Here is a 12,844-nt window from a genome sequence, read left to right as displayed (position 1 = left end):
CTGCCGAGATTGCTGGGCAGCTTCTACAGCCGCGTGTCTGGCTTTGGCCCAAGGTTTGCGTTACTCCAATCGCACGGTTCACTCGCACGGTCGGTGGTTGTCTTTGTGCAACCGCAGACCGTCTGGAGTCTTACAGTAACGATCCTGCGTTCACCCTTCACAACACGCCGACCAGAGCACCGTCGAGAATGAGTTTGATTGAAGATTTTAAAAAGTTCGCCCTACGTGGGAACATGGTCGACTTGGCGATCGGGTTCACCGTGGGGGCGGCGTTCACGACCGTGGTCAAGTCGCTCGTCAACGACATCATCATGCCGCCGATCGGACTGCTGGCCGGCAATGCCGACTTTTCGGATTTGTTCTGGGTGCTCGACGTCCCCGAGGGCGTTAGCGTGCCGGAGGGCGGATTTCAAACGCTGCAAGCCGCTCAGGATGCCGGTGCGGTGACGCTGAACTACGGCGAGTTCTTCAATAGCTGTCTGGCGTTGTGCATCGTTGCGATTGCGATGTTCATCATCATCCGCCTGGTCAATCGACTGGACGAGCAGCTCGATGAAGCGTTTGGCGAAAAACCGCCTGAAGGCGAACCGAGCGAAAAGAAATGCGACTTCTGCCGGACCACGATCGCCTATCGGGCGACCCGGTGTCCCAACTGCACGTCCAAACTGGAAGTGCCTGCGGAAGTCGCCGCGGATCGCAGTCTTGCGGGGCAATGACCGCGATCGGATCTGATCGCCCTGATCCGGTGGGGCCTGCCGGATCCCACGTGGGAGCATCCGTATGAGCGCAAGCTCACGGGCCCCAACCTGAAGAAACTGCGTTTCACTTAACCGCATTGGGCTCGTGTTGATCGGCTGCGGAAGTCGATCATTGACGGACGGAGTCCGCTTCGCCGTCCACAGCCAGATTAATTGAGGGCGGAGCACGAGATTGATCTTGATGTGGTAGCATGAGCTTGGGCAACCAACGGGGCAACCAACTGCTATTGCAAAAGGGAACCGAAATGAGTCAACCGCCCGAACTTCCGGTGATCAATCAATTGCCCATCGACCTGGCTCGCGGCAACTTCATGCGAACGCTGCTTCGCGAACTGTCCGGGACGCTGCAGGACGTCGTCGGATTGGATCAGGCGTCTGGATTCGTGGCCGTGGTCGGTCAGCGGATGGCAGAGCGGATCAACGAGATGTACCGGGCAGCGGCCGGCGGTGACAAATTCAATGCTGAGCAGGTCGGCGAGGTTCTGGTGGACCTGAAGCGCCGAATCGAAGGAGATTTTTATATCGTCTCCCAAGACGACGAGAAGATCGTGCTCGGAAACCGCCGCTGTCCCTTCGGCGACAACGTGTTGGACCGCCCCGCGTTGTGCATGATGACGTCCAACGTGTTCGGTATGATCACCGCCGAGAATCTTGGCTATGCGAAAGTAGAGATCCAAGAGGCGATCGCCCGCGGCGACGCGGGGTGTCGGGTGGTGGTCTATTTGAAACAATCGCCAGAAAGTCGATCGGCCGACGGGCGTGAATACTTTTCGGACGAACTCGGCCAGGGTGCGAACGTTGACACCTGAATCATTCGAGATGTTCGGCAACGCATTCAAGGAAGCGTTGCTGCTGGTCTTACCCGACGGCACCATCCAAGCGGGCAATCAACAGGCTGCCGCGATCATCGGTGTCGAGGACCAGACTCAATTGCGACATCGCGACTTGAGTGGCGTTGCACTTCAATCCGCCTCGCGTGTGAAGGATCTGTTGAAGTTGGCGCGGCGGACGTCGGACGAGACCATTGGTTCGATCGACCTCGGTGAACCCGCTCAGTCGCACCGTGTGATCGCTCGCCGGACGATGGGCCACGACGGACGCGTCTTGCTGTTGCTACGCATCGAACCGCAACACATCGCGACCCGACAGTTTGCGGCGTTGAACGAAAAGTTCGATCAACTCAATCGAGAAATTGCCCGTCGCAGGTCGGCTGAAATGCAACTGCGGACCGAGCGTGATGTTGCCGAGTTCGGTCGCGATATCGGCATTGCATTGGTCCAGTCCCGCGGGTTGGACGAGGCGTTGGCAAAGTGTACGGATCTGATGGTCGATCGTCTGGGTGCGGCCTTTGCACGAATCTGGTTGGCCGATGAAGAGCAAACCGAATTAAAGTTGACCGCCAGCAGTGGGCTGTACACACATCTTGACGGCCAACACAGCCGGATTCGCTTTGGCGACTACAAGATCGGACGAATCGCGGCGGGGCAACGCGCGCATGTCACCAACCGTGTGCTCGGAGACGGGGAAATTCATGATCAGCAATGGGCCAAGCGTGAGGGCATGATCGCCTTCGCCGGGTACCCGTTGATCGATGAGGGGAAGACCGTCGGTGTGATGGCCATGTTTTCCAGTCATCCCCTCAGCGAATCGGTCGCCTCGTTACTCGAGTCCGTCGCCAATGGAATTGCATTGCGAATTCGCAAGCAATCCATCGAAGACGGGCTGGCACGGCAGACCGAGGCACTGCGTGAAGCAGACCGGCGAAAGGACGAGTTTCTCGCCATGCTTTCACACGAATTGCGAAACCCCTTGGTGCCCGTCCGCTCCGGCTTGGATCTGTTGATCCTCAGTGAGACCGATCATCAGGACGCCATCCGCATGATGCAGCGACAGATCGAACACTTGGTTCGGCTGATCGACGATTTGCTCGATGTGTCACGCATCATGCGCGGCAAAGTCGAATTGCGCCGCCAACGCGTTCCGGTTGCTCAACTCGTCGAGCATGCTCGCGACATGTTGCGCCACACGATCGACCAGACCGGCCATCAACTGACCGTTCGGCTTCCCGAGCAATCGGTTTGGGTGGACGCCGATCCCGTTCGGCTGACCCAGGTCATTGAGAACCTGCTCAAGAACGCTTGCAAGTACACCGATTTTGGTGGGGAAATCTCGATCACGGTGACGAAAGAGGACGGCGACTGGGTCTCGATCAGCGTTCAAGACAACGGCGTCGGTATCGACCAGGACCTATTGCCACAAGTGTTTGATCTATTTACTCAGTCCAATAGAACGCTGGAGCGATCCCAGGGCGGCCTCGGGATCGGCCTGACCCTCGTCAAGAACATGGTGGAGATGCATGGTGGTACGGTGTCGGTCGTAAGTGACGGGCTGGGGACCGGAAGTACGTTCACGGTCCGATTGCCGTGCTGCAGTGCTCCCTCCGGGGCGGAAGGCCAGACGGTTCGCCCAGCCGCTCGCGCGACGCCGTTTCCCTTGCGGGTGCTCGCCGTCGATGACAATCGCGCCGCCCGGTTGATGATGGAGAAAATCTTTGAAAAGCTCGGTGCCCAAGCGGTTGCCACCGCCGAAGACGGTCCGTCGGCATTGAAGAAATTTTCGAGTTTTGGGCCCAACCTGGTGCTGCTGGATATCGGTTTGCCCGGAATGGACGGATACGAACTCGCCCGCCGAATACGAGAATCCACGACCGACCACTCCTTCTTGCTGGTCGCCCTGACCGGATACGGACAACATGAAGACCGCCTGAAATCAAAGGTCGCCGGCTTCGATGAGCATCTGGTCAAACCGCCCAGTATCGATCAGCTCCGAGAGCTGCTCAGTCATCCTCGGTTCAACCCCACCTAGCACTTCGACAACTTTAGATGTAGGTGCCTGCCCCTTTTCCGCTAAGCAACTTTCCCGGGCTAACCCGCGAAACGAATACCCACCGATGGCAGCGCGAACCCACAGGTGACAGCGTGCCAAAAATCCGTGGGTTCGCGCTGCCATCCGTGGGCCCAGTGATCATTTCATCGGTCCGGAAGTGACAGCCTGCCCTCAAAGTAGCAAAATGATGGGGGCAAGATGATGGGGGCCGGCGGTTGATCGTGGTGGATGGCCATTTGTGTCCAACGGAGCCTCGCAGCGTCACTCGCTCGCTTCGTTTGAACCCCAGCCGTTTCCACTCTGTCACTTCCGGGAGAATCGCTTGTCTGCCATCGATTCCAAGCTCCGTCCGCAACTCGCGACCTGTCTGCTGCTGATGCGACTGGGCATCACCAGCGTCTTTCTGATGTGGACGATTGACAAGTTCGTCAACCCAGAACATGCCGCCGCCGTGTTCAAGAAGTTTTACATGATCCCGTCGCTCAGCAATTCGCTGGCCTATGCCGTCGGGGCGATTCAACTGGCGTTCGTGATTGCGTTTGCACTCGGTGCGATGCGAAACATCACCTATCCGATCATCCTGATTCTGCACAGCATCTCAACGTTCAGTTCGTTCAAGCAATACGCAGATCCCTGGACCTATCCGCACCTGTTGTTCTTTGCAGCGATCCCGATGTTGGCCGCTTGTTATACTCTGTGGATGCTTCGTCGCTACGACGACTATTCAATCGACGGACTCCGTACCCGCGAGGATGGATCGGAGCATTCAATGGTCACCGGTTTGGAATGACGTGATGCATCGTGACGTGAAAGCTGCAATCGTGACGGGCGGCTCTGGAGCCATTGGCGGTGCCATTTGCCGGAAATTGGCCGAAGACGGTTTCCAGATCGTCGTCCATTATGGTTCCAATGAGGACGCCGCAACGAATGTTGTGGAACAGATCGCTTCCGGCGGCGGAAAGGCCATCAGTGCAAACGCGGACGTCACGGATCCCCAGCGCATTCGCGAGCTGTTCGAAACGGCCGAAGCTGCCTTCGGTGGTGTCGACGTTGTGGTTGCCAATGCGGGAACGATCACCAAGTGCCCCGTCGTCGACATGACAATCGAGCAGTTTGATTCGATGGTCGCAGTCAATTTGCGTGGAGCGTTTCTCACCGCGTTTGAGGCTGCAAAACGGATCCGTCGCAACGGGCGGCTGATTTTTATTTCGTCCGGTTTGGCGGCACGACCGATGGCCGGCACCGCAGTCTATTCGGCGACGAAAGCCGCGATCGACGCGATGGCCGTTTCGCTTTCCAAAGAACTCGGTGAGCGCGGCATCACGGTGAATTCGGTCCAGCCGGGCGCGACCGTTCCGGGCATGTTCGAGCAGAGCGGCGAGGAGGCGGCCAAAGCGTTCGCCGCCATGTCACCCTTTGGGCGACTCGGGCATCCTGACGACATTGCCGAAGCCGTCTCCTTTCTCGCGGGCGATTCGGGACGCTGGCTGACAGGCCAAACCGTCCGCGTCGACGGTGGATCGATGAATTAGGCGAACGGGTGATCGGGACTCAAGCGTGGAGAGAAATCTGTTGAGTCGCAAGCTGGAAGCTTACGCCACTTGGTCCGAGCCGCGGTGGTCACTTCACCCGCGTGATCTTGGAGAACTCCGACTTCGTCTTCTTGGCATAGATGCCGACGTACTGGATGCTTTCCAGATTGCTCGGTAGTTGATGCTCGATCCGCGTGTCGTTGACACTCAAGATCAGCTTTCCGTGATCCAAATCGATCGTGACGGTGGCCTCAAATGTCTCGGTGGGGTCAAAGTTGCCTTGCTTGCTGGCGCCGATCCCGACGTTGGCCCAGCTACCGTCGAACGCGCCGTGGCGGCCCATCCCGATCAACGTGCCGGCTTTGTGCAAGCGGTCGTTCACCGCAGTCGCTCCAAAACAAAAACATGCGTTTCGCGTCGTGCTGTCGATTGCCGAGCGATATTGGACGCGAAAGGTCGCTGATTCCTGAATCGGAGCGTCCAACTTTTGGACCGCAAATCCCTCGCTTTGGCTGGCATCCAACAGGTACCCGAAATCGGTCGCTGTCACCGTCGCCCCTTTGACCACATCAAAGTCTCCGGTCGCGTCGGTGCCATCGGACAATTTGGGACCGGGTTTGCGTTTCCCGCCGTCCGGCTGGTCGATCCACCACTGCTTCGGACCTTCGTTTTCGACACCTTCCCAGACCTCCAGAAACTTCGCTTTCATCTCCGCCAATTTTTCAGGCATCTCGTCGGCCAGATCATGTTCTTCTTTCCAGTCCTTCGCGATCTGATAGAGCTGAAACTTTTCCAGTTTTTGATCGGCAACGATCTTCCAGTCGCCGATTCTCATCGCCGCGTGACTGGCCGGCGGAGCGATGTGGGTGCGCCAAAACAGCGGCACGGGGCGATCGAGTGACTTGCCTTCGCACGCCGGCAGCAGGTTGACGCCATCGATCGTGCGGTCGGTCGGCACCGGTGCGCCGGCGATCTGCAGCACCGTCGTGAAAATGTCCGAACCGATGATCGGCACATCGCTGACTGTTCCCGGTTGGATCTTGCCGGGCCAGCGGACGATTCCCGGAACCCGGATTCCACCTTCGTGGCTGTCGCGTTTGCGGCCGCGCAAGCCGCCGGTGGATCCCCAGGTTCGATTCTGTTGTGATTCCGGGTTTTTCAGATTGCCTTTGCTAGAGCCTTCGGGACCGTTGTCGCTGGTGAAGATGACAAACGTGTTGTCTCGCAATCCCAGCTCATCAACCGTCTTTATCAAGTTTCCGAAGGCATGGTCCAGCTGAGTGACATTGCCGTGGTGTTGCCGCACGCCCGGATTCTCGATCTCGCTGTACAGCTGCTGGAACTTTGGGTCGCTTTCGATCGGCAAGTGCGGCTCGTGGGTCCAGACGGTGATGAAGAACGGTCGCTCCGGGTCGCGCTGCTGCTTCAACCATGTCGACGCTTCCTCCGCGACCAACGGTGCCGAGAATCCTTGCAGAGGGCCGACCTCCTTTCGGTTGCGAACGAAGTTGATCGGGTCCTTGTGCGACGGTGACGCGTTGTTCTGTGTCGCGAACCACCAGTCGTATCCGTGGTCATCCGGTTGCGGTTGTTCGTCGCTGTTGAAATAGCCGTTCAAATGCCACTTGCCGCTGTGCATCGTCTGGTAACCGAGCGGCTGCAGCGATTCGGGAATCGTGACTTCGCTCTCACGCAGGTGAGCGGGATTTCCCACGGGCAGCCAACGCCAAACGCCGTTTCGGTAAGGGGTGCGGCCGGTCAGGATCGATGAACGGCTCGGCGAGCAGACACCGCAAGCGGCATAGGCCTGTGTGAAACGAACCCCCTCGGACGCGAATTGGTCCAGATTCGGAGTCTGGATTTTTGGGTGTCCGTAGCAACCCAGGTCACCCCAACCGAGATCGTCCGCCAGGAAGACAATGAAGTTGGGTTGGTCGGCGGCATCACAAGGCGTCGCCTGCCAAGCGTGCGTCAATAACAGCAATGGCGCAATCAGGGCGGCGTGGAGAACCGGTCGCATCGGGGAATCCTCTGTCGTGGTCTGGGGGGAAATCGACGTCATGTTGAGTCATGATTGTAATCCGCTGCCGGTGGTTGCGAGGAGGCGCCGGTCAGCGTTCCGCCGAGCCTGACGCCCAGCAGGGCGACGGGCACGTACAAGATCGTGTCGGCGACGGCGAACCAGATCGGGGCCGGCAGCATCATCAGCATGGTGATTCCCCCGCACATCCACAGAATCCCCAACGCCCCCGCCGCGAGGTACCACGTTCGTTTCGCGATCAGCCCACACACCAGACCGCTGACAAAGCTGCCGCCGGCATGGGCCGCCAGCACGATCAGCAGCGCTCCGGTCGGCATGCCGTTGGCTTTCACATGCTCCCCAAACGCTTCGAAATCGTTGGGGTCGATCTCTTGGGGCAGCGGATACACGGCGTGGGAAAGACTGACCAGGGCCATGTTAAAAATGCTGCCCGCAATCAGGCCCGCAACGACGGCCATTACTTTGCGAATCATCGTTCCACCGGTGGTGAGGAGTTTCAGCCGTCCAGGTATTGCTTCAGACTGGTTTGCAGCAGGTAGGTCCATCCGTCTTCACAGCTTTCACGCGTGAATTCTGGCATGTCATTGGGAAACGATTCGATGCCTTCGTTGGTCACTCGCAGTCGGGACCCTTCGCCCTCTTCAAAAATTTCGAACGTCACTTTGCCGGTCCCAGGAAGTCCTTCATATCGCCAATCGTAAACGATCAGTTGTCCCGGGATGACTTCGGTGATCTTCCAGAGATGTCGGAAGACGCGTCGGCCGGAGTCGATGTCAAACTGGGTTTCAAATCCGGGTTCCGCCCTGAACTCCGGGATGTTTTCAAAAAACCAATCGACCATTTGTTCCCGTTCGGTGATGGCTTTCCAGACCGTTGACTTGGGCACGTCAAACGATTGCTCGACCACAATCGGTGCTGAAGAATCTGTCATGCGTTTTGCTCCAATGACGAGAGTGGATCGCGGGTCAGTTCGCCGGCCCCGAGTCGTGTTCGATGGACTCCAGCGGACGCCCCTTCGTTCAACGCAAGACGGCTTTCCCCCGGATGAGCATGCAGGACCATCATAAAACAGGAGAAATCGCAAAGGCGCGGACGGAAAGGCGTGGGTCTGTAGATGATACACTGCCCAGTCGCGTCGTAAGCCGCTTTGATCGGGCGGAACGCTCAGATCGGCTACAATGGTGAATGCGTTGGCCAGCCCCGATCGATCGCGGCAGATGCAGTGAAGTTGGGCAAGTCAACGTCCGATTCCGACTTGCTTTGTTGGACGCATCGCATCTGAAAACACAACCGATCCACCTCCGGAGCCCCGGCCATGTCCGATCATGTTTACAAGAAGATTGAAATCGTTGGCACATCGACCCGTTCGATCGAAGAGGCCGTCGAGAACGCGATCGATCGCGCATCCAAAAGTGTGCATGGAATGCGGTGGTTCGAAATTTTAGAAACCCGCGGCAATATCAATGACGGAAAAGTCGATCATTGGCAAGTCACCGTCAAGATCGGCTTCACGCTTGACGGCTAACGCGTTGGTTTCAGTCGGCCTAAACCGAAGAAGTGCGGCTGGCCCCGCGATGGGATCGCGTCGATGGCAGGTGCCGATTGAGTCATTGTGGACGCGAAAAACTGCACGCGATGGTTGGCCGGCAGGTGGAGCGTTGCTTTGCCGTCGGGTTGGATCTGAACGCTGGCTCCGGCATCGGCGGAGTACCGGTGGATGTCGAATCCGCAGTCGATGTTGACCACGCTTTGGTTTTCCGCGAACACTTCGACCCACTGGTTCTTGCCACCGGAACGACGAGCCGAAACCAGGAATCCACCCTCGCCTCGGAACCGGGCAAATTGAACGTCGGTCCAGATGTCGGGAACTGCCGGGAAGATTCGCAACGTTTCACCCCAGCTTTGCATGACCATTTCCTGCATCGCAGTGGCTCCGTGAAGCGGCGTTTCCATGACAGGATTGCCGGCTTCGGAATACATCGTGTTGGGACGAAGGTAGGTCTTCAATCCGTTCAGGTAGTCCAACGCGTCGTTCCCGTTGCCCAGCATGGCGGCCATGCATGCGGCAGAGGTGGAGGAGTAGCCGGCGAAGCTGCGGCCAAAGCTGCGCCAGTGCTTGAGTGACGTTTCGATCAAGTCTCGATCGGCCGACGTCTCCGGGGTCAACGTTCGCAGCGGATAAACGGCCAGCAAGTGAGACCAATGGCGATGACCTCCGGTCAGTGCCGTTTTTCGGCCAATCATTCGTCCCGTTTCGTCGGTGTGGACGGGAGTGAGTTTGCGCTGGACCTCCTTCCATTTCGGCAGCAGGGGCTCCTCGAAGTGCGCGTCCATTTGACGTTTTTCTTCGGCCAGTTCGATCAACCGGTTGAGTCCCCAGTGCAGCAGATCGAGGTCATACGTGCAGTCAGCGACGGTGCGGTATTCGGGACTGTGTGTTGCAGGAAGGTGTAATCGTCCGTCGTTTTCCTCGACCAGAAAATGGCGGTAGTAGTTGACGGCTCGAACCAGCAACGGGTACAGCACTTCGTCTCGCAGCGATTCGTCGTGCCAGTAACGGACTTCCAGATCGACATTGTGAAGCGCCCAGAGCAGGTTGCCGGTTTCATGACCGATGCGTGGATCGATCGGCGGTCGCCCACCCGGTTGTCCGCTATGGGCAACCAAGTCCCAGCCGGAACTGGATCGGCCCAGGCCGTAGGAGTCGCTGCGAAATTTGGGATCGACATTCAAAGCCAGGTTGTCGCGATTGGTGCTCAGCCGATGGCTCAGGGCACTCGCCTGTCCCCGCCGGTTCGCCTGGTAAGGGCCGGCGTGCGAGATCTGTGCGTTGAGATTCCACCACGTTGCGTTCCACGCCGTCGGTTGCAGCCAGGGGCCTTGATTGTCGATGATCCACCCGTGGTCTCGCGTAGCGGAGGCGAGTTTGTATTGCTGGATCCAATAGAACGCATCCCAGTAGGGGTCGCCGGTGGACAGGAAACTGAGCGGATAATAGTGGTGCCACCATCCGCGATGCCGGCCGACCCATCGATCGACCGGGGCGATTGACGCGTTCGCGATGGCGTGAGCGGCCGATGCGGCGGCCGTCGTCTCGGGAAAGGAATGCTGCACGGACAGGTAGATCACCTGGGCGGTGCGCGCGTTCTGGTCGGATCGAACAACTTTCCAGGCGACCGCCGTTTGGCCTCCGGATGCCAGGTTCTGGATCGCAGTTTGGACCCCATCGGGATTGCTGGCGAGAACCGTTGCCGGGTTGGCTGGTTCGCGTGGCTGTTTGCTGCGAACCGCTCGCGGGCTTTGGGCTTTCGCCGGCAGATAGTCGAACACGCTGTCTTTCAGATCACCGCTGCCCAGGGTCTCGATCATGATCACGGGTTGATCCGCATGAACAAGGCACCTCCATTTCAGTTGGCCGCCGCTGGCGGATCGGATCGTGCCGGTTGCCTCGGCGTTCCAGAGATCCAATTCAGAGGTGCCGGCGGTCAGCGGGGCGGAAGTGTGGAGTTCCAGATGTCCGATGAAGTGCCGGCCCCGATTGAGGACTTCGACATGTTTCTCGTTCAGGTCATCCTTTGCCGGCGGATGATGGTCGTGAGCAGCGGAACAGCCAACACCAAAATGCAGGGTGCTGGAACCGGTTTGATAAACTTGCGTCCCTTGTTCTCCATTGCCAAGAAAGGGGGCTTCATCCCACCGCGTCGGCATTCGGTCCCATCGCGGATTGAACCGAGAAAGCATCTCGCTCCAGTTCACGGCGTCCGTCGCGGGTGCGATCGGATGGGAAGGAACGGATTGGGCGTTCGTCGTGTGGAGAGGGAGTAAATGGCTCGCCAGGGGGAAGCCGATCAGAACACACGTGAGTCGGATCAATGGATACATGGGATTGCGATTCTCTGACCCTTGGAATGAATGAGCGGTGCAAGATCGATCGAAGGAATCGCTCGCGGAGACAGCGAACACGTGCGTCGTCGATACGAGTCGGATGTCCGTGACGCTTTTAGAGGCGCGCCGTTCTCAGCGTATGGACTAAGCAACGAATCAGCAACTCCGAGTATTGCCCGAATGTGTCTTTGGAAAACGTTCGCGCTGTCGTCCTGCGACTCGCCCTTCTCGCGCCTTGCGGAGGCGCATCTTTCCATAGAACGTTGCTGCAAATTTTACGTATTTGATCTCCCGTCAATCTACGTATGTTTTCAACCAAGGCGGTGACGACAACTCCGATCGACGTAAGGTCAGGCGTGTTGCTGAATGTCCGCCTATGTGGAATCGCATCAGCCGAGTGGTCCGTTCACAGCCCATCGGTTTTACTTGGAAGATGGCATTCCTCAAGAGGTTTCATAATGCAGTCGAAGAAACGGACAGGCTTTACGCTTGTTGAATTGTTGGTCGTGATTGCGATCATTGGCATTCTCGTCGGCCTTCTGCTTCCCGCTGTGCAAGCCGCGCGGGAGGCTGCCCGAAGGATGAGTTGTAGCAACAACTTTCGACAGATTGGTTTGGGCGTTCACAACTACTATGCGGCTCACAAGCAGCAACCCGTTCAAGGTACCGGGACGAATGCAAATTCATCAACGGGCTGGGGGGCCGGTGGCGGCAACGTCACGTCTGGTGGCGGGTATAGTTCCAGACGGCTGAGCTTTTTGGTCGGCATCATGCCGTTCATCGAGCAGCAAGCCTTGTGGGACAAGATCTCCAACCCGCTCCGTGAGAACACCAACGGTAGCGTGATGACGGGGTCGTGGAATCCGATGGGACCCAACCCGTGGGTACAAGATGGCTATGTGCCGTGGGCCTCTGAAATCCCGACCCTGCGTTGCCCGAGTGATCCGGGAACGGGGCTTCCGGCTCAGGGACGAACCAACTACGCCGCGTGTCTCGGCGACAGCCACTACGTCTATCAATACACCTATCCCAACGGCAACGGCGGATCGGGCGGCTACCCGGGCGGGGTTTCTCTTGCCCAGGTGGCCCAGCGAAGTCAAGCCGGTCACCGCGGCATGTTTCGCCCCCGAGTGGACATGAAGTTCCGCGATACCTTGGACGGACTTTCGAACACCATCATGTGTGGCGAAATCGCGACAGATCTGGGAGATCGAGATGCCCGCACCGATCCCCGCGTGGTCTCCGGTTCGTCCGCACGTGCCCCGAGTGCGGGAGATTCTTACACCGATCCCAGCACTTGTGATGACATGCTTGATCCCGAACGACCGCGTTTTTGGCTACGAACCGGGGTCACACTGATCCCGTCCGCCGACGACAAGCGTGGGTTTCGTTGGGCCGACTGGGGTCCCGTCTTCAGCGGCTTTTACACGATCCATGGGCCCAACACCCCCTCCTGCATTCTTTCGACGTTTGCACGGACGTACGGTGGCACGATGTCAGCGAGCAGCCGGCATCAAGGCGGCGCGCATGTCTTGATGGGCGATGGTGCGGTGAAGTTTGTCACCGATTCCATCGACGCGGGCAACGCCAGCTCGACCATCGTTTACTACTTCGACAACGCCAACCAAAACATGGTCGGTCGCGCCAGCCCCTTTGGTGTCTGGGGGGCGCTCGGAACTCGAGCGAGTCGAGAAGTCATTTCGGAGGAACTGTAGTTCACGCACGGCGATTGACCTTGAGTC

11 protein-coding genes are annotated in these 12,844 nt (G+C 58.3%); 7 read left to right on the top strand and 4 right to left on the bottom strand.

Annotation, left to right across the window (positions count from 1 at the left end):
- The first annotated feature begins 188 nt into the window (after positions 1-188).
- From mscL to TBK1r_RS23760, 5 genes are all read left to right on the top strand, one after another.
- Complete coding sequence (gene mscL / locus TBK1r_RS23780) at positions 189-716, top strand: large conductance mechanosensitive channel protein MscL (RefSeq protein WP_145216413.1); 528 nt, start codon at positions 189-191, stop codon at positions 714-716.
- Positions 717-1,003: 287 nt separating this feature from the next.
- Positions 1,004-1,567 (top strand): methanogen output domain 1-containing protein, encoded by a 564-nt coding sequence (locus TBK1r_RS23775; RefSeq protein WP_145216411.1) that lies wholly within the window; start codon positions 1,004-1,006, stop codon positions 1,565-1,567.
- The gene (locus TBK1r_RS23770; RefSeq protein ID WP_145216408.1) at positions 1,557-3,623 is read left to right on the top strand and encodes a hybrid sensor histidine kinase/response regulator; all 2,067 of its coding nucleotides are present in this window, start codon (positions 1,557-1,559) and stop codon (positions 3,621-3,623) included. Before TBK1r_RS23775 ends, TBK1r_RS23770 begins: the two co-directional genes overlap by 11 nt.
- 343 nt (positions 3,624-3,966) lie before the next feature.
- Positions 3,967-4,434, top strand: a complete 468-nt coding sequence (locus TBK1r_RS23765) for a MauE/DoxX family redox-associated membrane protein (RefSeq protein WP_372898292.1) — start codon at positions 3,967-3,969, stop codon at positions 4,432-4,434.
- A 4-nt stretch (positions 4,435-4,438) separates the two neighbouring features.
- On the top strand, positions 4,439-5,176 hold the full coding sequence (locus TBK1r_RS23760; protein WP_145216405.1) for an SDR family oxidoreductase: 738 nt from the start codon (positions 4,439-4,441) through the stop codon (positions 5,174-5,176).
- An 88-nt stretch (positions 5,177-5,264) separates the two neighbouring features.
- Here TBK1r_RS23760 and TBK1r_RS23755 read toward each other — a convergent pair whose 3' ends face one another.
- Genes TBK1r_RS23755 through TBK1r_RS23745 form a run of 3 tightly spaced genes read right to left on the bottom strand, consistent with a single transcriptional unit; the run spans position 5,265 to position 8,148 of the window.
- Positions 5,265-7,196 (bottom strand): sulfatase-like hydrolase/transferase, encoded by a 1,932-nt coding sequence (locus TBK1r_RS23755; RefSeq protein ID WP_145216402.1) that lies wholly within the window; start codon positions 7,194-7,196, stop codon positions 5,265-5,267.
- 38 nt (positions 7,197-7,234) lie between these two features.
- Positions 7,235-7,690, bottom strand: coding sequence for a hypothetical protein (locus TBK1r_RS23750; protein WP_145216399.1), 456 nt, complete (start codon positions 7,688-7,690; stop codon positions 7,235-7,237).
- A 23-nt stretch (positions 7,691-7,713) separates the two neighbouring features.
- Positions 7,714-8,148, bottom strand: coding sequence for an SRPBCC family protein (locus TBK1r_RS23745; protein WP_145216397.1), 435 nt, complete (start codon positions 8,146-8,148; stop codon positions 7,714-7,716).
- A gap of 384 nt (positions 8,149-8,532) precedes the next feature.
- Between TBK1r_RS23745 and TBK1r_RS23740 the strand changes: the two genes are divergently transcribed.
- Positions 8,533-8,742, top strand: coding sequence for a dodecin (locus TBK1r_RS23740; RefSeq protein ID WP_145216393.1), 210 nt, complete (start codon positions 8,533-8,535; stop codon positions 8,740-8,742).
- Here TBK1r_RS23740 and TBK1r_RS23735 read toward each other — a convergent pair.
- Positions 8,739-10,958 carry a glycosyl hydrolase family 95 catalytic domain-containing protein gene (locus tag TBK1r_RS23735; RefSeq protein WP_145216390.1) on the bottom strand — a complete coding sequence of 740 codons (2,220 nt, stop codon included), beginning with the start codon at positions 10,956-10,958 and terminating at the stop codon, positions 8,739-8,741. The genes TBK1r_RS23740 and TBK1r_RS23735 overlap by 4 nt on opposite strands.
- A 602-nt stretch (positions 10,959-11,560) precedes the next feature.
- Here TBK1r_RS23735 and TBK1r_RS23730 point away from each other — a divergent pair.
- On the top strand, positions 11,561-12,817 hold the full coding sequence (locus TBK1r_RS23730; RefSeq protein ID WP_145216388.1) for a DUF1559 domain-containing protein: 1,257 nt from the start codon (positions 11,561-11,563) through the stop codon (positions 12,815-12,817).
- Positions 12,818-12,844 lie beyond the last annotated feature (27 nt).

The sequence above is a fragment of the Stieleria magnilauensis genome, from assembly GCA_007753675.1.
GTDB classification, from domain to species: domain Bacteria; phylum Planctomycetota; class Planctomycetia; order Pirellulales; family Pirellulaceae; genus Stieleria; species Stieleria magnilauensis.
The sequence above is the reverse complement of the archived record's forward strand: the minus strand, read 5'-3'. Positions and strand labels throughout refer to the sequence as shown.